This window comes from Marinobacterium profundum (genome assembly GCF_001528745.1).
Taxonomy (GTDB): Bacteria; Pseudomonadota; Gammaproteobacteria; order Pseudomonadales; family Balneatricaceae; genus Marinobacterium_A; species Marinobacterium_A profundum.
Map to the genome: position 1 here is coordinate 12101 of NZ_BCNS01000089.1, position 18983 is coordinate 31083.

Consider the following 18983-nt stretch of genomic DNA (forward strand, 5'->3'; position numbering starts at 1 on the left):
TCAGCCCTGATCCAGACCCAGTTCGTCGATGGAGATTTCGCGCATCTTGAACTTCTGAATCTTGCCGGTCACAGTCATGGGAAATTCATCGACAAACTTGAAGTAGCGCGGGATCTTGAAGTGCGTAATCTGGCCCTTGCAGAAGGCGCGCAGCTCATCGGCACTCACGCTGTCAGCGCCGGGTTGCAGCTTGACCCAGGCGATCAGCTCTTCGCCAAACTTCTTGTCCGGCACACCGGTGACCTGCACATCGGAAATGGCCGGGTGAGTATAGAGAAACTCTTCCACTTCCTTGGGATAGACGTTTTCGCCGCCGCGAATCACCATATCCTTGATACGGCCCACGATCTGGATATAGCCCTCGTCATCCATGGTGGCGAGGTCCTCGGTGTGCATCCAGCCGTTGGCATCAATGGCGCTTTGGGTGGCTTCCTCGTTTTCCCAGTACTTGAGCATGACGCTGTAGCCGCGGGTGCAGAGCTCACCGATGGTGCCGCGCGGGACTATCTGGCCGGTGGCAGCATCCACGATCTTGGACTCCAGGTGTGGCTGGGTGCGCCCTACGGTGGTGACGCGCTTGTCGAAGGGATCATTGGCGGCGGTCTGGGTGGATACCGGGCTGGTTTCGGTCATGCCATAGGCGATCTGTACCTCTTCCATATGCATTTTGGAATTCACGGCCTTCATCACCTCGGCCGGGCAGATAGAGCCCGCCATTATGCCGGTGCGCAGCGAGCTGAGATCGTAGCTGGCAAAGTCTGGGTGCTCCAGCTCGGCAATAAACATGGTGGGTACACCGTAGAGGGCGGTGGCACGCTCTTCGGCCACGGTGTCGAGTACGGTTTTGGGGTCGAAACCCTCGCCCGGATATATCATGGTGGCGCCGTGGGTGATGCAGCCCAGATTGCCCATCACCATGCCAAAACAGTGGTACAGCGGCACCGGAATGACCAGCCGGTCCTTGTCGGTAAAGCCCATGCTGCGGGCAACGGAGAAGCCATTGTTGAGAATATTGTGGTGCGACAGGGTGGCGCCCTTGGGAAAACCGGTGGTGCCCGAGGTGTACTGGATATTGATCGCATCATCGAACTGCAGCCCGGCCTGAGCCTGGGCCAGGGTGGCCTCGTCGATGCCGGCAGCGTTGGCGACCAGATCGTCCCAGCTCCACATGCCGGCATGGGGCTGCCGGGCCAGGTTCACCACCATCTCCAGCTGCGGCACCCGGGCGGCCTTCAGTTTGCCGGCGGCGCAATCTCGCAGCTCTGGCGCCAGTTCATACAGCATCTGGGTGTAGTCCGAGCTTTTGAAGTTCTCGGCAATCACCAGCAGGCGCGGGGTGGAGTGATTCAGCGCGTAGTCCAGCTCATGCAGTCGGTAGGCCGGATTGATGTTTACCAGGATGGCGCCGATCTTGGCCGTGGCAAACTGCAGCGTGGTCCACTGGGCATTATTGGGTGACCAAATCGCCACCCGATCTCCCTTGCTGATGCCGATGGCCAGCAGGGCGCGGGCGCACTGGTTGACCTGTTGCTGCAGCTCGCGATAGCTCCAGCGTATGGCCTGGTGACGCACGATCAGGGCGTCGTTGTCCGGGTAGGTGGCGACGGTCTGGTCGAACTTGTCACCGATGGTCATGCCGATCAGGGGCTGATCCGAGGTACCGCTGGTATAGCTGGGTAGCGCGTTGTTCATGGGGGGTGAACCTCTTGTTTTTATGGCTCATTCAATCGAAACGGGTGGGACTGAGCATGGCTGCAGAGTGCTCAGACCAGATATGTGAACGCGGTGTTCAGGCCGGCTCGGCCGCGGTGCGGTAGCTGGCGTGATATTCGGGGTTGGGCTGCATCTCGACGGCACCGGCCAGGCGGTTGGTCATATTGTAGAAGCCGGTCAGGCTGGCGATATCCCAGATCTCGCTATCGCTAAAGCCCTGCTCGCGCAGCTGCTGACGATCTGTTTCTTCAATAGCTTCTGGCTGTGCGGTCAGGCGCTGGGCGAAATCCAGCATGGCCCGCTGGCGCGGTGAAATGTCGGCCACCCGGTAGTTCATCACCAGCTGTTCGCCCAGCAGCGGATTGCCGGAGTACTGTCGCACGGCGGCACCGTGGGCGCTGAGGCAGTAAAAGCAGCGGTTGTGGGCCGAGACCACCACGGCGATCATTTCCCGCTCCAGCGTGCTCAGGCCGCTGACGCCAAACATCAGTTCATTGTAGAGGCGGGTGAAGGCATCGAGCTGTTCGAGGTTGTGGCTGTAGGCGGTGAGGACATTGGGCACCAGGCCGAGCTTTTCCTGACACTTGGAAAAGTACTGTGCGACAGGCTCCGGCAGGTCCTTGTGCGCGGGTATGGGCAGATCCAGTGCGGTGACCGGGCCCTGCTGTGTCTGTTGTTGTGCCTGACTGTTTGAATTGTTCTGCGGCATGGAGGCGTCCTTCCCGGCCAGGCATAAGCACCGGCATTGTTGGTGCCGGCTGTGAGTGCCGGCATGGTTAATATGCGTGCCGCCCGCCAACTGCAAGTCTGCCGTCTGGAAAACGGGGTAGCGGCGCTTTACTTCTGGGTGGCCTTGGCGGCATTCTGCGCCGCTGTCAGGGCGTTAAGCGCTTCGCTGCAGCGGTTTTCTGCACCGTCGAGTTCCTGCTGCATCATGGCGATGTCGCGCAGTTGCTGTTCCAGCGCCTGTCGCTTCTCGGTGATGCGCGTCAGCATCAGGCGCAGTTGTAGTTCACTGCCGCTGTTGCTGTGATCCCAGAGCTCGAACAGCTCGCCGCACTCGGTGAGCGAAAACCCCAGGCGCTTGCCGCGCAGAATCAGTTTCAGCCGTACCCTGTCCTGGCGACTGTAAATACGGGTCTGGCCACGACGTTCCGGTGACAGCAGTCCCTGGTCTTCATAGAAGCGGATACTGCGGGTCGTGATGTCGAACTCCCTGGCAAGATCACTGATGGAATAACGGGTCTGTGTGTTCATGTATGACTCTTGAGTTGGATCCGAGGGTAAATCAAGTTTACGTGAACGTAAACATCCTTTCGTGATGCTTCAAAGCTTAGCGCAGTCTGTGACCTATTTGTAACTGACTGAATTATAAGGGAAGTGATTGCTCGGTTGGTACGATAGAAAAATTTCATATTAGACTAAAGTTGTACGAGTTAACCCTTATCTTTGGGTTTTTGAGATTGACCCGGATGCCCCAAACAGGCGACAGTAGCGCTATCCATCACGCTTGTAGTCCGAGTGACAGAGGCGGATCTGTGAGTTTGCAGCGACTATTTGCCGACTCATTGCTACCTATTTAAATTGACGTTTACGTAAACTGTGAGGTGTCTATGCAGCGGGAATCAGTGGTTATTCTGGGTGCAGCCCGCACCCCCATGGGGGGCATGATGGGCGCGCTGTCGACGGTGTCGGCACCCAAGCTCGGCGGAACCGCCATCGCGGCGGCGGTGGCCCGTGCAGGGCTCGCGCCTGAGGATATAGACGAAGTCATTATGGGCTGCGTGCTGCCGGCGGGCCTGGGCCAGGCACCGGCACGTCAGGCATCCCTGGCGGCGGGAATTCCATTCGCCACGGGCTGCACCACGGTCAACAAGATGTGCGGCTCCGGCATGAAGGCGGTGATGCAGGCCCATGACCAGATACTGGCAGGTTCTGCCGTGACCATGGTAGCCGGAGGCATGGAAAACATGAGTCAGGCGCCGTACTTGCTGCCCAAGGCCCGCCAGGGCATGCGCATGGGGCATGGTCAGGTGATCGATCACATGTTCTGCGACGGTCTTGAGGATGCCTATAAGGGTGGGCTCATGGGGGCCTTTGCCCAGCAGGCGGCGGATCGCTTTGTTGTCAGCCGTGAAACCATGGATGACTTTGCTATCGCCTCGCTGGAAAAAGCGCTGGCGGCCATTGAATCCGGCGCTTTCCAGGACGAGATTTCCGCCGTTACCGTGGCGGGGCGAGGCGCCGATATCCAGGTTGATACCGATGAGCAGCCGGGCAATGCCAGGCCCGACAAGATTCGTGGCCTGAAGCCGGCCTTTGCGAAGGATGGCTCGGTCACGGCGGCCAACTCCAGCTCAATCTCCGATGGCGCTTCAGCACTGGTGCTGATGGCAGCGTCTGAAGCACAGCAGCGGGGTCTTAAGCCGATGGCGCGCATTGTGGCCCACTCAACCCACGCCCAGTTGCCGGAAGAGTTCACCATTGCGCCCATAGGGGCTATCGAGAAGGTATTGCAAAAGGCCGGCTGGAAGGCGGATGAGGTGGATCTGTTCGAGATCAACGAGGCCTTTGCCGTCGTTACCATGCTGGCGGTGCGCGAGCTGGGTCTGGATCCTGCAAAGGTTAATGTTCGCGGCGGTGCCTGCGCCCTGGGGCACCCGATCGGTTCGAGCGGTTCGCGTATCCTGGTCACCTTGCTGCATGCACTCAAGCAGCGCGGCCTGAGTAAGGGTATTGCCTCTTTGTGCATCGGTGGTGGTGAAGCCACGGCGGTGGCGATCGAGTTGATCTGAGTCGCTCCAAACTGAGGCGGGGCAGGGGTTTGGGTACAGGGTTTCAGCCCGGTGCTTCGGCCTGCCTCTCAGCTCTTGTAACTGAAGCCACCCAGGCGGATGCGGCGGTACTGACTGGGTGACATGCCCATGGATTTTTTGAAGATGCGAGAAAAGTAATAGGCATCCTCATATCCCAATGCCCAGGCAACCTCATTCACGCCCTTGCTGGTGACATCCAGCAGATGGCAGGCGCGTTCAATCTTCAAATGAATAAAGTGGCTGATCGGCGTGGTGCCGGTCAGCGCCTTGTACTTCTTGATGAAGTGGAACTTTGACAGGTTTACCGCAGCTGCGAGGGTGTCGATATCCAGCTGCTCGTGCAGCCGCGCCTGCATCAGACTGTGAATGGTTTCCAGATCCATGCTGTCGCCGGCCAGGCGGGTGGCCATGGGCTTGAGAAGCGCAATATGTGTCAGAAGTTGACGCAGCTGATTGGCGCAGTGAATGAATGATGCAAGGTTGTGGCTGGCCTGGCGGGCATCAAGCAGGGCCTCAAAGTCGGCCACCAGACGGGAATGTACTCCCAGTGGCAGCAGCGCGGAGCCATCCTCTGCATCAAGTTGCTGGATGAATTCTGCCGCCAGTTCCCCTTCAAAATGTACCCACAGAATGCTCCATGGGTTCTGATCAGGGGTCTCATAGCTGTGACTCAAGCCCTGGGGAAGAATCAGCAGGTCCCCCGGTTTTACGGTGCGCGAGCGACCATTCAACGTCAGTCGTCCGCGTCCTTCCAGGCAGTAAATCAACAAGTTATCGTCGTGATTGGCGCGCTGCATCTGGTGTCCGCGGGCGTGCTGATAGTAGCCGATACCCAGCGGATAGAGCTGCAGACTCAGTGGATGGCTGGCAAGTGCAGCTACTATGCGCCTGGGAATCACAAAGCGAATGCTGTCACTGGTCAGTGGCCAGCTCGATGGGGTGCTCATGGCGGCATTACCAACCTTGCAGCCTGTCGAACTGACACTGATCTACTGCAGAAAAGCCGACTTTGGTCATTTTTCGTCCTCTTTTTTGTTAAATAGAACCACTATTTGCCTCAAATGAGCTCAAAAACTGCCTCAAAACGGACTTTCCCTCGCTACGATCGGCCAAGCCCGACAGGCTGCTAGGGTATCTATGTATTTGATCGCAATATAGTCCATTAAGTGCGCAAGATTATCAATCTGACAAATGGGGTACTCATGGTACAAATAACCTATTGCGCAGTACCGACCCGGGTCGGTGGCCATGTCAGCATTCAATAGCAGCACCCGATAACAGTAACCATAAACAGGTGATAGCAATGACTCAGCACGTTCCTCTTCTGATTGGCGGTAAAATGCTCCGCAGCGAAACCCAGCAGTGGATTCCCGTGACGGATCCTGCCACCCAGGAAGTCATCGCCCAGGCGCCCTGTGCCACGGTGGAAGAAGTGGATCTGGCGGTAGCAACGGCCAAAAAGGCGTTTGAAACCTGGAAGGAAACCCCTGTGTCCGAGCGCGCCCGTCTGATGCTGCGCTACCAGGATCTGCTCAAGCAGCACCACGATGAAATTGCCACCATTCTGGCCAAGGAAACCGGCAAGACCTTCGACGATGCCAAGGGCGATGTCTGGCGCGGTATCGAAGTGGTGGAGCACGCCTGCAACATTGCATCGCTCTCCATGGGTGAAACCGTTGAGAATGTCGCGCGCAAAATTGACTGCTACAGCTATACCCAGCCACTGGGTGTCTGCGCCGGCATAACGCCATTCAACTTTCCGGCCATGATTCCGCTGTGGATGTTCCCCATGGCCATTGCCTGCGGCAACACTTTCGTACTCAAGCCCTCGGAGCAGGATCCCCTGACGCCTATGCGTCTGGCCGAGCTGTTTCAGGAGGCCGGTGCGCCCGATGGTCTGCTGCAGGTCATTCACGGTGGCAAGGAACAGGTCGATCAGTTGCTGCACCACCCCGATGTTCCTGCCATTTCCTTTGTGGGTTCTGTGGCCGTGGGCGAGCACATTTACCGTACCGGTACCGCCAACATGAAACGCGTGCAGGCCTTTGCCGGCGCCAAGAACCATATGGTGATCATGCCGGATGCGCAGAAGCAGCATGTGATCAATAACCTGGTGGGTGCCTCTGTGGGGGCCGGCGGTCAGCGTTGCATGGCCATCTCGGTCGCGGTCTTTGTAGGTGAGTCGCGCAACTGGGTTCCGGAGCTGCGTGAAGCCCTGGCTCAGGTGCGCCCGGGTCGCTGGGATGATCCCAAGGCCGGCTTCGGTCCGCTGATCAACCCTCAGTCCAAGGAGCGTGTGCTGCGCTTTATTCAGGAAGGCAAGGATGCGGGCGCCAACTGCGTGCTCGATGGCAGCGACTGCGTGGTGGAAGGTGCACCGGATGGCAACTGGGTTGGCCCTACACTGTTTACCGGTGTGACGCCTGATATGTCGATTTACCGTGAAGAAATCTTTGGCCCTGTGCTGGTGGTCATGGAAGTGGATACGCTGGAGGAGGCCATCAGTCTGATCAATGCCAATCCCTACGGCAACGGTACCTCCCTGTTTACCGCATCCGGGGCTGCGGCACGCAAGTATCAGCATGAAATCCAGGTCGGCCAGGTGGGTATCAATGTGCCGGTACCGGTGCCTTTGCCATTCTTCTCCTTCACCGGCTGGAGAAAATCCTTCTACGGTGATCAGCATGCCTATGGCAAACAGGCGGTGCGTTTCTACACTGAAACCAAAACCGTCACCGCTCGCTGGTTCGAAGACGATATTGCCGGCGGTCCCAACATGACCATTCAGCTTAAATAACTGCTGCAGTAACAGACGACACCCGGGGCGCTGCAGGGCCCCGGGTTTTTGCGGAGGTACATGCATGGATTTTGAATTGAACGAAGAGCAACAGGCGTTTGCCGATATGGCCCGCGCCTTTGCTGAAAATGAACTCGCGCCCCATGCCGCCGAGTGGGACGAGAAAGCGTACTTCCCGGTGGATGTGCTCAGAAAAGCTGGTGAGCTTGGCTTCTGTGGTCTCTATACCGCAGAGGAGCACGGTGGAATGGGGCTGAGCCGGCTGGACTCGCATATTATTTTTGAGCAGCTCTCCATGGGCTGCACCTCTACCACCGCCTACCTCACCATTCACAATATGGTGACCTGGATGGTGGCGAGCTTTGGCAGCGCTGGCGCGCGGGAAGCTTACGCCGATGATCTGATCAGTGGCGTGAAGCTTGGCTCCTACTGTCTGACCGAAGCCAATGCCGGCTCCGATGCCGCTTCGCTCAAAACCACGGCGCGGCGCGAGGGCGATTATTATGTGGTCAATGGCAGTAAATGCTTTATCTCAGGCGCCGGCAGTACCGATGTGCTGGTAGTCATGGCCCGAACCGGTGGCGCTGGTGCGGCCGGGATATCGGCTCTGGTGATTGATGCCAACAGCGATGGCGTCAGCTACGGCCGCAAGGAAGACAAGCTGGGCTGGAACAGCCAGCCTACCCGCACGATTACCTTTGATGATGTGAAGGTACCGGTGGCCAATCTGCTGGCATCGGAAGGCGAGGGTTTCAAGCTGGCCATGAAGGGGCTGGATGGTGGACGCATCAATATCGCCACCTGTTCTCTGGGTACTGCGCAGCAGGCGCTGAATGACGCGCGCAACTATATGCTGGAGCGGCGCCAGTTCGGCAAGCGGCTGGCTGACTTTCAGGCGCTGCAGTTCAAGCTCGCCGATATGGCGACCGAGCTGGTCGCGGCGCGTCAGCTGGTGCGCCTTGCTGCCAGCAAGCTGGATCAGGGCCATGTGGACGCCTCGACCTACTGCGCCATGGCCAAGCGTTTTGCCACCGATGCGGGCTACCGGGTTTGTGACGAGGCGCTGCAGCTGCACGGCGGCAATGGTTATATCAAGGAATATCCGCTGGAGCGCTACCTGCGGGACAGTCGGGTACACCGTATTCTGGAAGGGACCAACGAAGTTATGCGGCTGATTATTTCGCGCAGGCTTCTGGCCGAAAACGCCGCCGATTTGCTGTGACTGCTCAGTAATGATTAGTCAGTAGTGGCTATTTAGCCGTGATATGGCACAAGTAACAGGGAGCACAGGATGAACGACAGTCTGATGTGTGAACGCCGCGGCCACGTTGCCCTGGTAAGCATGAACAACCCGCCAGCCAATACCTGGACCGCCGACAGCCTCAAGGGCCTCAAGGTGCTGGTGGAGGAACTCAATCAGGACCGGGATATCTATGCCCTGGTGCTGACCGGTCAGGGCGAGAAGTTTTTCTCCGCTGGCGCCGATCTGAAGCTGTTCGCCGACGGTGATCGTGCGGTTGCCCGGGATATGGCGCGCTATTTCGGTGAGGCCTTCGAAGCCCTGAGCCGTTTTCGCGGAGTGTCCATCGCCGCAATTAATGGTTTTGCCATGGGGGGCGGGCTAGAAGTGGCACTGGCCTGTGATATCCGTATCGCCGAAGAACAGGCCCAGATGGCGTTGCCGGAAGCCAAGGTGGGCCTGCTGCCCTGCGCCGGCGGCACCCAGAATCTGGCCCTGCTGGTGGGCGAGGGTTGGGCCAAACGCATGATTCTTTGCGGTGAGCGCATTGATGCGGCCCAGGCTGAAAAGATCGGTCTGGTGGAAGAAGTGGTGGCCCGCGGACAGGGGCTTGAGCGTGCGCTGGCGCTGGCCGAACAGGTGGCGCAGCAAAGCCCGGTAGCGGTGAGCGCCTGCAAGACGCTGATTCAGTCGGGCCGCAGCCGTCCGCTGGATCAGGGCTACATCCTGGAGCGGGAACTCTTCGTGGATCTGTTCCATAGCGAAGACCAGCGAGAGGGCGTCAATGCCTTTCTCGAGAAGCGCGCACCGCAATGGAAAAACTGCTGAGGAGCCCTGCATGAGCGCCGTACTTTTTACTGAACATCCCACCCAGAGCGGTCACCTGATCGGCGAGATCCGGCTGAACTCCGAGCGTACGCTTAATGCCCTGACGCTGGAAATGATCGATCTGATTCAGCCACAGCTCGATCGCTGGCAGGCCGATGAGCGCATAGTGGCGATACTGCTGGACAGCAGCGGCGACAAGGCGTTTTGTGCCGGCGGCGATATCGTCAACCTGTACAAGGCCATGACAGGCGAAGCCGATACGGATTTTCCCCAGGCGTTTTTTACCCGAGAGTACCGTCTGGACTACGCCATTCATACCAGCCCCAAGCCGATTATCTGCTGGGGTAGCGGCATCGTTATGGGCGGCGGCATGGGGCTGATGAATGGCTGCAGTCACCGCGTGGTGACCCAGACCTCGCACCTGGCTATGCCGGAAGTCAGCATTGGCCTCTATCCGGATGTGGGCGGCAGCTGGTTCCTTAACCGCATGCAGGGCGGCACCGGTCTGTTTCTGGGGCTCACCGGCAATCCGATTAACGCCCGCGATGCCATCTTCCTGGGGCTGGCGGATCGTGCGATCGATGCGGGTCTGCGCGAGGGTCTGCTGAGCCGGCTCGCAAGCGAAGCCTGGAATGGCGATGCCGGCGGTACCGTAAGCCGCATACTGCGAGAGCTTGAGGGCGAATCCCGCAGCTGTTTCGATACGCAGCCGGCACCGATTCGCGAGCATTTCGATCTGATCCGCAGCCTGACCGACCATGACAGTGTTCAGGCCATAGTGGCGGCCTTGCTGGCGCTGGAGTCCGATGACAAGTGGGTTATGCGAGCACAGAAAGCGGTGCGCAATGGCAGCCCGCTCTCCTTGCAGCTGATTGGCGCACAGCTGCAGCGCAGCCGGCATCTGTCGCTGCGCGAAGTCTTCCAGCAGGAATTACTGCTGTCGCTGCAGTGCTGCCGCCAGGGTGAGTTCGCTGAAGGCGTGCGGGCCTTGCTGATCGACAAGGACGGTCAGCCGCAATGGCGTTACCGCTCGCTGGAGGCGGTAGATCCGGCCTTTATCGCAGAGCTCTTCGCCAACCCCCTTGGGCAGGAACAGCCACTGGCCGACCTGTGAGTTTGAAGCGCCAGGCGCGAAGTTCGAAAAGCGATGGCATGTTGATCAATCGTCGGCCTGAACCTCAGGTCCGTTACTGAATTAAGACAGATAACAAGAAGGATACCTATCATGGCTACGATCGCATTTATCGGGCTCGGCAATATGGGCGGCCCCATGGCCCACAATTTGGCGGCGGCCGGTCACCAGGTGCAGGCGTTCGATCTGTCCGCCGAGGCGCTGGCCCATGCCGTGGCTGAGGGCTGTCTGCAGGCGGCCAGTGCGGCGGAGGCGGTCAGGGACGCCGAGTTCGTTATTTCCATGCTGCCGGCCGGGCGTCATGTTGAGGGTCTCTATATCAGTGGTGATGCGCCGCTGCTGGATCTGATCGCCCCCAGTGCACTCATTATCGACTGTTCCACCATCGAGGCCGAGGTGGCCAAGCAGGTGTCTGCCACCGCCGCAGAACGCGGGCTCGAGTTTATCGATGCGCCTGTCTCAGGCGGCGTGGGGGGCGCCCAGGCGGGCACCCTGAGCTTTATGGTGGGTGCGTCTGCCGCCCAGTTCGAGCGTGCCAAGCCGATTCTCGATGTGATGGGCAAGAATATCTTCCATGCCGGCGATCATGGCGCCGGGCAGATCGCCAAGGCCTGCAACAACATGATGCTGGCGATCCTGATGGCCGGTACCTGCGAAGCACTCAATATGGGGGTCAAGAATGGCCTGGATCCGGCGGTACTGTCTGAAATCATGCAGCAGAGCTCCGGCGGTAACTGGGCGCTGAATGTCTACAATCCCTGGCCCGGGGTGATGGAGACAGCTCCAGCATCCAAGGGTTATCAGGGTGGATTCCAGACCAACCTGATGTTCAAGGACCTGGGGCTGGCCATGGATCTGAGTCAGCAGAGTGCGGCGCCTGTTCCGATGGGCTCGGCTGCCCGTGCGCTCTTCAGTCTGCACAAGGCCAAGGGAAGCGGTGCGCTGGATTTCTCCAGCGTGCTGAATCTTTACCGCGACGACGCCTAAAGGCGCTCTCGTTATGCGGGGTGCTGCCTTGTCGGCGGCGCCCGCTCCCGCTGACAAAAACAACAATACGAGGGTAGCGCAATGGGCTATACCGACGCTTATCGTCAGTCACTGGAAGATCCGCAGGCCTACTGGGCGCAACAGGCCGAACAGATCGCCTGGTTCAAAAAACCAACCCGCATGATCGAAGAGACGCCCCAGGGCAGCCATTGCTGGTTTGCCGATGGCGAGCTCAACAGTTGCTATCTGGCGCTCGACTGGCAGATAGAGCAGGGCCGCGGCGATCAGGTTGCGCTCTATTACGACTCGCCGGTCAGCGGCGTCAAGCAGGCGATCAGCTACACCGAGTTGCTGGGCCAGGTGGCGCGCTTTGCCGGTGCGCTGAAAACACTGGGTGTCGGCAAGGGCGACCGAGTGGTGATCTACATGCCGATGGTACCTGAGGCGGCGGTGGCCATGCTGGCCTGCGCCAGGCTCGGCGCGGTGCACTCAGTGGTGTTTGGCGGATTTGCTGCCAATGAACTGGCGGTGCGGATTGACGATGCCAAACCGCGGCTGATTCTTACCGCCTCCTGCGGTATTGAGATGGAGAAGACTCTGGCCTACAAGCCGCTGGTGGACAAGGCCATTGCGCTGGCAACACACAAGCCGGCTCACACTTTGGTGTTGCAGCGTCCGATGTTGCAAGCCGAGATGCAGGGCCCACAGGATCTCGACTGGCACGAGGTTCAGGCCGGGGTCGAACCCGCCGGCTGTGTGGCGGTGAAGGGATCCGATCCGCTCTACATTCTGTATACCTCCGGCACCACTGGGCAACCCAAGGGCATAGTGCGCGACAACGGCGGCCATGCCGTGGCGTTGCTCTATGCGTTGCGCAATGTCTACGGTATGGAGCCCGGCGATGTCTGGTGGGGCGCGTCTGACATCGGCTGGGTGGTGGGTCATTCCTTTATCGTCTATGGCCCGTTGATAGGGGGCTGCAGTGCGGTATTTTACGAGGGCAAGCCCATACGTACGCCCGATGCCGGGGCTTACTGGCGAGTCATCGAAGAGTATGGCGTTAATGCGATGTTCTGCGCCCCTACGGCCTTCAGAGCCGTGCGCAAGGAAGACCCTGATGCCGAGCTGTGTCGACGGCATGATCTTTCGAGCCTCAGACGGTTGTTTGTTGCCGGCGAGAAACTTGACTCCTCCACCCACGACTGGCTGGCCGGGTTGCTCGGCGTGCCGGTGATGGATCACTGGTGGCAGACCGAAACCGGCTGGCCCATGACATCGGCCATGATGGGCTGGGACAGCCCCTCAGAGCCGCGTCTGGGCTCCACCAACAAGCCGATTCCCGGCTACGATATTCGGGTGCTGGATGGTGACGGTGAAGAGGTAGCGACGGGGGAGTCTGGCAATATCTGCGTGCGCTTGCCCATGCCGCCGGGCGTCACCTGGAGCATCTGGAATCAGCCCGAGCGTTTTGCCGATGCCTATCTGCGCCTTTTTCCAGGCTACTACCATACCGGCGATGGTGGATTCAAAGATGAGGACGGTTATGTCTTTATCACCGGCCGTACCGATGATGTGATCAATGTATCGGGGCACCGCCTCTCAACCGGCGAGATGGAAGAAGTGGTAACCAGCCATCCTGCGGTGGCAGAGTGCGCGGTGATTGGCGTGCAGGACGCGCTCAAGGGCCAGTTGCCAGTGGGTCTGGTGGTGCTAATGTCCGGCGTGGAGATTACCGAGGAAACGCTGCAGGCCGAGTTGGTCCAGCGGGTAAGGGATCAGGTGGGTGCGCTGGCCTGTTTCAGGCGTGTGCTGGTGGTGCAGCGTTTGCCCAAGACCCGTTCGGGCAAGATACTGCGTGCCATACTGCGCAAGATCGCTGTCGGCGACAGCTACAAGGCGCCTTCGACGATTGACGACGAAAGCATACTGCCGGAGATCAGTGCGGTCATGCAGCAGGCCGGGCTGGTTTAGCGGCGGGCTTTGCAGCCCGGGGTCGTTAGAACACGGCGGGCGAAAGTCCGCCGTTTTTTTATTGGGTTGGAATGGTGACAGGCACAGGTTACTTGAAGTAGGGGTAAATACCTATTTTCCTCGCCATAGGCGTGTTGTCGATGTAGTCTTTACGTTAACGTAAACTTGGCCGTATAGGCCAAGATCAAGCAACAAGGGTCGTACACAGGAGCTTCTCCATGCAAATTGACGGCAAAGTATTCGTAATCACCGGCGGTGCCCGCGGCCTCGGGTTTGGCATGGCGCAGCACCTGGTCTCTCTGGGAGGCCAGGTGGCGTTGATCGATCTGAACCAGGAAAGCCTGGACACAGCGGTGCAGGCACTGGAACAGCTGGGCGCAAGGGCGCGGGGCTATGTGTGTGATATCAGCAGCGAGACTCAGGTAGAAACGGTGTTTGCCGACATCAAGCGCGACTTTGGTGCGCTGCATGGTCTGGTGAACAATGCCGGTTTAATGCGCGATGGCCTGCTGATCAAGCTCAAGGAAGGCAAGTTGGTCGGCAAGATGAGTTTTGATCAGTGGTCTTCTGTGGTCAATGTAAATCTGTCCGGCACCTTCCTTTGTGGTCGCGAAGCGGCGGGCATCATGGCGGAGCAGGGCGAGGGCGGGGTTATCGTGAATATTTCATCGGTATCCCGTGCCGGTAATATGGGCCAGACCAACTATTCGGCCACCAAGGCGGGTGTTGCTACCATGGTCACCAGCTGGGCCGGTGAACTCGCGCGTTACAAGATCCGGGTGGGCGGCATAGCACCGGGCGTGATTGCCACCGAAATGACAGCGCAGATGAAGCCTGAAGCCATAGAACGCATGCTGCAGGCGGTGCCGTTAAAACGCCTGGGTGAAGTGTCGGAAATGGCCCATACGCTGCAGTACATTATTGAGAACGACTTCTTTACCGGGCGTATTGTCGAGATGGATGGCGGCTTGCGTGTCTAACGCCCGCTAGCCAGGGGCTGCTGAAACTGACCCCTTGCCGGGGTCTATCCGGCACTGGCAGATAGGTCCAGACATAAAAAAGGCCGGACCCGGGTTACCGGGGCCGACCGAAAAACAAGAACAACAACTAAATCAAAAAAGTATCACAGGAAAAGCGGTAACTCAGTGGCTGAAGCGGGCGAACAGTTGCTTGAAAGCCTGTTCCCATACAGGTACCACTTGGCGGCGACTCAGCGACAGTGACTTGAAAAATGCGTAGAAAGTCTTGGAGCGCTCAGCGCGGGCGCGGTCCATGATGTCCTGCAAGTCGAAGTTGTTGATGTCGAATTGCGGTACGGTTTTTTCAGTCTGCTGTGTGCTGTTCATCGCGTTTGCCTCTGTCACGGTTGCAAGTAATTGCCGGTCCCCAAACCATTGGCTCCGTAGAGCGCTGCAATCATTTGATGTCGCTATAGTACGCAGTCGGCGATATCGACTCAAACGACGCTTTCTCAGCTTAATGATTAAAAATATTCATCTATTTGCCGTCCGTCGGCGTGGAGACTATTCGTCTCTATAGTTATTAAGCGCTATTAATACAGGCATTTGACGCAGTTTTTGGCTTTTTCGGTGTCCGTAGTACTGAAAATAATCTGTTAAAATCATTCACTTTTTTCATGTCCAGTCCGTGCTCGGGCCGCGCGCTGCACCAGGGCCTGGTTGTTGGTGTGGCGTGTTATGCTTTTGCCGGTAGAGTCGGCGTCCGGGTGTTCCTTCCTTGAGTCGATAATGAACTTAACGTGCTCTGAGCTGCCTTTAAAACCATGAATGATTCCAACCCCCGGGCACCCAGTGCCGGTCGTCTTATGTGGTTTGCCGCCTGGCTGTCGTTACTGGCAGTGCTGGTGCTGGGTTTTGAACACTGGCTGGAGCGTCAGCATAATCCGAACGCTGACCTTATGGTGGTGGACGGTGCTGGTCCTGTCGAAGTGGTGTTGCAGCGCAGCCGCAGTGGGCACTATATAGCGCCTGGGCGTATCAATGGTGAGGCTGTGCAGTTTCTGGTGGATACAGGGGCGACGCGTATCAGTGTGCCTTTGTCCCTCGCCAAGCGACTGGGCCTGAAGAAGGGTTACGCCAGCCAGGCCACCACGGCCAATGGCCTGGTCACCGTGTACGATACTCAGCTGGACGAAGTACGCCTGGGCTCTATAGTGCTGCGTAATGTGGCCGGCAATATAAACCCCGGCATGCCGGGGGAAGTTGTCTTGCTGGGCATGAGTTTCATGAAAGACCTAGAGATGGTGCAGCGTGGGGATACCCTGACGCTGCGACTGCATTAACGCACGCCTTTACAGCTATTCGGATGTCCTTATAACAGCCAGAGCGTCAGGCCATAGACCAGCATTCCGGACGCGACTGTGAGGAAGAGTCCGCGGCTGAGCCAGGCGACGATACAGGCGGCAACCGCCGCCAGCAGATGAGCGTTGTGCAGGTCGAAATCCAGGGTGCCTTCTCGAACAAAGATTGTCTGGGTGATGATTGCGCTCAGTACGGCGATGGGAACAAAGCGCAGCGCCTGTTCGATCAGCGGTGGAATGCGTACCCGCCCGGCGAGGGCCAGCGGCAGATAGCGTGGACCAAAGGTCAGGGCGGCCATACCAGTAATGAGAATCCATTCATTCATTTTGAACGCTCTCCCTGCGAAGCTGGTGTCTCGGCTGCGAATGCAGGCACCTTTGAAGCCCTGTTATGGCGCCGCTCCAGTACTACTCCCACAGTGATGGCCACCAGTGCCGTTAACAGCAGTCCGCTCTGATGCGGCCAGTCCCAGGTCAGTAGCGAGCAGACCCCTGCGCTCAATGCGCAAGCCCACTGGGCGCGGCTTTGCAGCGCAGGCACCACTATGCCGATAAAGGCGACCACCATGGCGACATCGAGCCCCCAGCCAGTGATGTTTGGAGTGCGTTGCCCCAGAACAATGCCAAGCCAGGTGCAGAGAATCCAGTTGCCGTACATGGCCAGGCCCGAACCGCAGTAATACCAGGGCAGGCCGCGCAATTGCGGGTCTTGGGTGATGCGATTGGTGACCACGGCATAGGTTTCATCGGTGAGCCAGAACGCCATCAATACGCGCATACGCTGTGGCAGGGCGCTGACCCAGGGCATCAGGCTGGCGGCATAGAGCATGTGGCGCAGGTTGACGACGAAGACAGTCAGTAGAATCACCGGCAGGGCGGCGGCGCTGGCCAGCAGTGTCACGGCGATAAACTGGGCGGAGCCTGCATAGACAAACAGGGAAATGGCCAGGGTTGCCCATTGGGACAGGCCGTTGCTGGTGGCCAGCGCGCCATAGACGATGCCAAAGGGGATGGCCGCAAGAATCAGTGGCAGGGTGTCGCGGGCGCCGGTCAGGAAGAGGCGAGCAGGAGTCATCAGGCAGGTTCAGGCTGGAATGGCCCGGCATTATAGCCCGCGAGGACGGCTGATGAGGGCCTGGTGGAATTGATTTCTAACCCGGTGGCCAAATATCGCCTTGCCTGTTGTTACAGGTGTGGCGAGTATCAGTTCTCAGTGGTACTGCCGGCCAGAGCCTGGGCTTTTACGCCCTGCTCTGGTCGGGTTTGGCTATCCCGTGCTCAGCCGCGGTTGGATATCAGTGTCAGTGGGGACTCACTCAGCAGGCTTTTTACGTAAGTGGCAACGGCGGCACATTCAGCTTCCTGCAGGTAAAGACCCTGCTTGGTGCGTCGCCACAGCACATCCTGGGCCTCCAGAGCCCATTCCTGTTCAACCAGATAACGTACTTCCCGTGCATAGAGGGTGGCGCCAAAGTGTGTGCCCAGGTCGTCGACTGAGGAGCAGCCCTCAAGAATGCTGTGGCTGAGGGTACCGTAGGTGCGTACAAAACGCCGTGCCAGCGCTACCGGTAGCCAGGGGTACTGGCGCGCGAGCTGGCTTAGCAGCTTGTGCTGGTTTTCGAAGTCGCCACCGGGCAGAGCCGCGGTGCGGGTCCAGGCGCCACGGGCTTTGGGGAAGTGTTCGCAAATGCTGTTGGTAGCGGCTTCTGCCAGCTTGCGGTAGGTCGTGATCTTGCCGCCAAACACCGACAGTAACGGAGCCTTGCCGGGGGCGATGTCGGTTTCAAAGGCATAGTCGCGGGAGGCTTTCTGGGCGGAGTCGGCTTCGTCGTCCATCAGCGGACGTACGCCTGAGTAGCTCCAGACCACATCACTGACAGCGATTTTTTGCTTGAAATGGCTGTTCACCACCGAGATCAGGTAGTCGGTTTCCTCCGCTGAAATGGCCACATCCCGTGGGTTGCCCTGGTAGTCGACATCGGTGGTTCCTACCAGCGAGAAATTGTCTTCGTAGGGAATCACGAAGACGATACGGTTGTCTTCGTTCTGCAGAATATAGGCCTGATGCTCGTCGTGAATACGTGGCACTACTATATGGCTGCCCTTAACCATGCGAATCTGCTTGGGCGCAGGGATCGTCATGGTTTCATTGAACAGCCGGCTGACCCAGGGGCCTGCGGCGTTGACCAGGGCGCGGCAGTAATGCACTTCTTCGTTGCCACTGCGCTGGCACTTGAGGGTCACCGCCCAGAGCTCGCCTTTGCGTTCGGCCTTGATGGCGCGGGAGCGGGTGCGCACGTCGGCGCCTTTTTCCCGTGCAGCCATAGCTACCAGTACCACCAGGCGCGCATCGTCAACCCAGCCGTCGGAGTATTCGAAGCCGCGGGTAATCTCGTTGTTGAGGGGGCCCTGGGGTGCAAACTTGATGCTGTTGGAGGCGGGCAGCAGTTCGCGCTTGGCCAGATTGTCGTACAGAAACAGGCCGGCGCGAATCATCCAGGCTGGGCGCAGATGGGGCCTGTGGGGAAGGCGAAAGCGCAGCGGCCACATGATATGGGGCGAGTTGCGCAGCAGGCACTCACGTTCTGCCAGGGCTTCACGCACCAAACGAAACTCGTAATGTTCCAGGTAGCGCAGGCCGCCATGAATCAGTTTGCTGCTGCTGGAGGAGGTGGCCGATGCCAGGTCATCCATTTCACACAGCAAAACCTGCAGGCCGCGACCGGCCGCATCCATGGCGATACCGGCGCCATTAACGCCGCCACCAATAACGATGAGATCCTGGACTGTCTGTTCAGAGGTCATGCTGTGTCTGTCTCCGCATCGGGAGGGCGGCCTGAAACGGGCCTCCCTGAATCCTGTAATTGAGTCGATGCCCCGCAGGGCTATCAAACGATGGATATAACTATACTATTCGATAACGAAAATAAACAATCACAAACGAACATTATTTTGATGAAATATATTCGGGTTGATAAGCCAAGTGGCGGCTATGCGAATGTTAGCGCGCTGATATTGCAGGATACTGTAAGTCAAGAACGCAGCTGCGGCCTTGTATTCGCAGGTAGATTCGGGCGGGTAAGGAAAGGGCACTAAGTCAGTGCTATTAACCCGGCGGGTTAATACATGAAGCAGGGATGCTTCATCATTAGCCGCAGGCCAATGCGAACGCCAGAAAA

At 58.5% G+C, this 18983-nt stretch carries 18 protein-coding genes; 9 read left to right on the top strand and 9 right to left on the bottom strand.

Annotated features, from left to right (window positions below; all coding sequences use genetic code 11):
- From MPRO_RS05705 to MPRO_RS05715, 3 genes are all read right to left on the bottom strand, one after another.
- Positions 1–1692 (bottom strand): AMP-binding protein, encoded by a 1692-nt coding sequence (locus MPRO_RS05705; RefSeq protein ID WP_067288610.1) that lies wholly within the window; start codon positions 1690–1692, stop codon positions 1–3.
- A gap of 97 nt (positions 1693–1789) precedes the next feature.
- Complete coding sequence (locus MPRO_RS05710) at positions 1790–2422, bottom strand: peroxidase-related enzyme (RefSeq protein ID WP_067288613.1); 633 nt, start codon at positions 2420–2422, stop codon at positions 1790–1792.
- Positions 2423–2550: 128 nt separating this feature from the next.
- Positions 2551–2970 (bottom strand): MerR family transcriptional regulator, encoded by a 420-nt coding sequence (locus tag MPRO_RS05715; RefSeq protein WP_067288616.1) that lies wholly within the window; start codon positions 2968–2970, stop codon positions 2551–2553.
- Between the two features lie 356 nt (positions 2971–3326).
- Here MPRO_RS05715 and MPRO_RS05720 point away from each other — a divergent pair, with 356 nt between their 5' ends.
- The gene (locus MPRO_RS05720) at positions 3327–4508 is read left to right on the top strand and encodes an acetyl-CoA C-acyltransferase (protein WP_067288619.1); all 1182 of its coding nucleotides are present in this window, start codon (positions 3327–3329) and stop codon (positions 4506–4508) included.
- 68 nt (positions 4509–4576) lie between these two features.
- On the opposite strand, the gene MPRO_RS05725 is transcribed toward MPRO_RS05720, so the two are convergent.
- A complete protein-coding gene (locus MPRO_RS05725) occupies positions 4577–5476 on the bottom strand; it encodes an AraC family transcriptional regulator (RefSeq protein WP_067288623.1) in 900 nt (299 codons plus the stop codon).
- A 356-nt stretch (positions 5477–5832) separates the two neighbouring features.
- On the opposite strand from MPRO_RS05725, the gene MPRO_RS05730 reads away from it, so the two are divergent.
- The 7 genes from MPRO_RS05730 to MPRO_RS05760 all read left to right on the top strand — a co-directional run bounded on the left by MPRO_RS05730 (position 5833) and on the right by MPRO_RS05760 (position 14464).
- Positions 5833–7326: a CoA-acylating methylmalonate-semialdehyde dehydrogenase gene (locus MPRO_RS05730; RefSeq protein WP_067288626.1), complete on the top strand. Its 1494-nt coding sequence runs from the start codon at positions 5833–5835 to the stop codon at positions 7324–7326.
- A gap of 64 nt (positions 7327–7390) precedes the next feature.
- The gene (locus MPRO_RS05735; RefSeq protein ID WP_067288629.1) at positions 7391–8548 is read left to right on the top strand and encodes an acyl-CoA dehydrogenase family protein; all 1158 of its coding nucleotides are present in this window, start codon (positions 7391–7393) and stop codon (positions 8546–8548) included.
- A gap of 69 nt (positions 8549–8617) precedes the next feature.
- The gene (locus MPRO_RS05740; protein ID WP_067288635.1) at positions 8618–9394 is read left to right on the top strand and encodes an enoyl-CoA hydratase; all 777 of its coding nucleotides are present in this window, start codon (positions 8618–8620) and stop codon (positions 9392–9394) included.
- 10 nt (positions 9395–9404) lie between these two features.
- On the top strand, positions 9405–10508 hold the full coding sequence (locus tag MPRO_RS05745; protein WP_067288639.1) for an enoyl-CoA hydratase/isomerase family protein: 1104 nt from the start codon (positions 9405–9407) through the stop codon (positions 10506–10508).
- Between the two features lie 111 nt (positions 10509–10619).
- Positions 10620–11513, top strand: coding sequence for a 3-hydroxyisobutyrate dehydrogenase (mmsB, locus tag MPRO_RS05750; RefSeq protein WP_067288642.1), 894 nt, complete (start codon positions 10620–10622; stop codon positions 11511–11513).
- A gap of 81 nt (positions 11514–11594) precedes the next feature.
- Positions 11595–13484 (top strand): propionyl-CoA synthetase, encoded by a 1890-nt coding sequence (locus tag MPRO_RS05755; RefSeq protein WP_067288645.1) that lies wholly within the window; start codon positions 11595–11597, stop codon positions 13482–13484.
- A gap of 218 nt (positions 13485–13702) precedes the next feature.
- Positions 13703–14464 carry an SDR family oxidoreductase gene (locus MPRO_RS05760; protein ID WP_067288649.1) on the top strand — a complete coding sequence of 254 codons (762 nt, stop codon included), beginning with the start codon at positions 13703–13705 and terminating at the stop codon, positions 14462–14464.
- A gap of 162 nt (positions 14465–14626) precedes the next feature.
- Here the strand turns inward: MPRO_RS05760 and MPRO_RS05765 are convergent, their stop codons facing one another.
- A complete protein-coding gene (locus MPRO_RS05765; protein WP_067288652.1) occupies positions 14627–14830 on the bottom strand; it encodes a hypothetical protein in 204 nt (67 codons plus the stop codon).
- A 437-nt stretch (positions 14831–15267) separates the two neighbouring features.
- On the opposite strand from MPRO_RS05765, the gene MPRO_RS05770 reads away from it, so the two are divergent.
- Entirely contained in the window at positions 15268–15786 is a 519-nt protein-coding gene (locus MPRO_RS05770) for a retropepsin-like aspartic protease family protein (protein WP_067288656.1), read from the top strand.
- A 29-nt stretch (positions 15787–15815) separates the two neighbouring features.
- Here the strand turns inward: MPRO_RS05770 and MPRO_RS05775 are convergent, their stop codons facing one another.
- The 4 genes from MPRO_RS05775 to MPRO_RS26155 form a co-directional block, all read right to left on the bottom strand.
- Positions 15816–16130, bottom strand: a complete 315-nt coding sequence (locus tag MPRO_RS05775) for an AzlD domain-containing protein (RefSeq protein WP_067288659.1) — start codon at positions 16128–16130, stop codon at positions 15816–15818.
- Positions 16127–16879, bottom strand: coding sequence for an AzlC family ABC transporter permease (locus MPRO_RS05780; RefSeq protein WP_067288663.1), 753 nt, complete (start codon positions 16877–16879; stop codon positions 16127–16129). Before MPRO_RS05780 ends, MPRO_RS05775 begins: the two co-directional genes overlap by 4 nt.
- 203 nt (positions 16880–17082) lie before the next feature.
- Entirely contained in the window at positions 17083–18609 is a 1527-nt protein-coding gene (gene glpD, locus MPRO_RS05785; RefSeq protein ID WP_067288666.1) for a glycerol-3-phosphate dehydrogenase, read from the bottom strand.
- Positions 18610–18738: 129 nt separating this feature from the next.
- The coding region (locus tag MPRO_RS26155; RefSeq protein ID WP_216821249.1) for a hypothetical protein at positions 18739–18983 on the bottom strand (245 nt) is incomplete at its 5' end.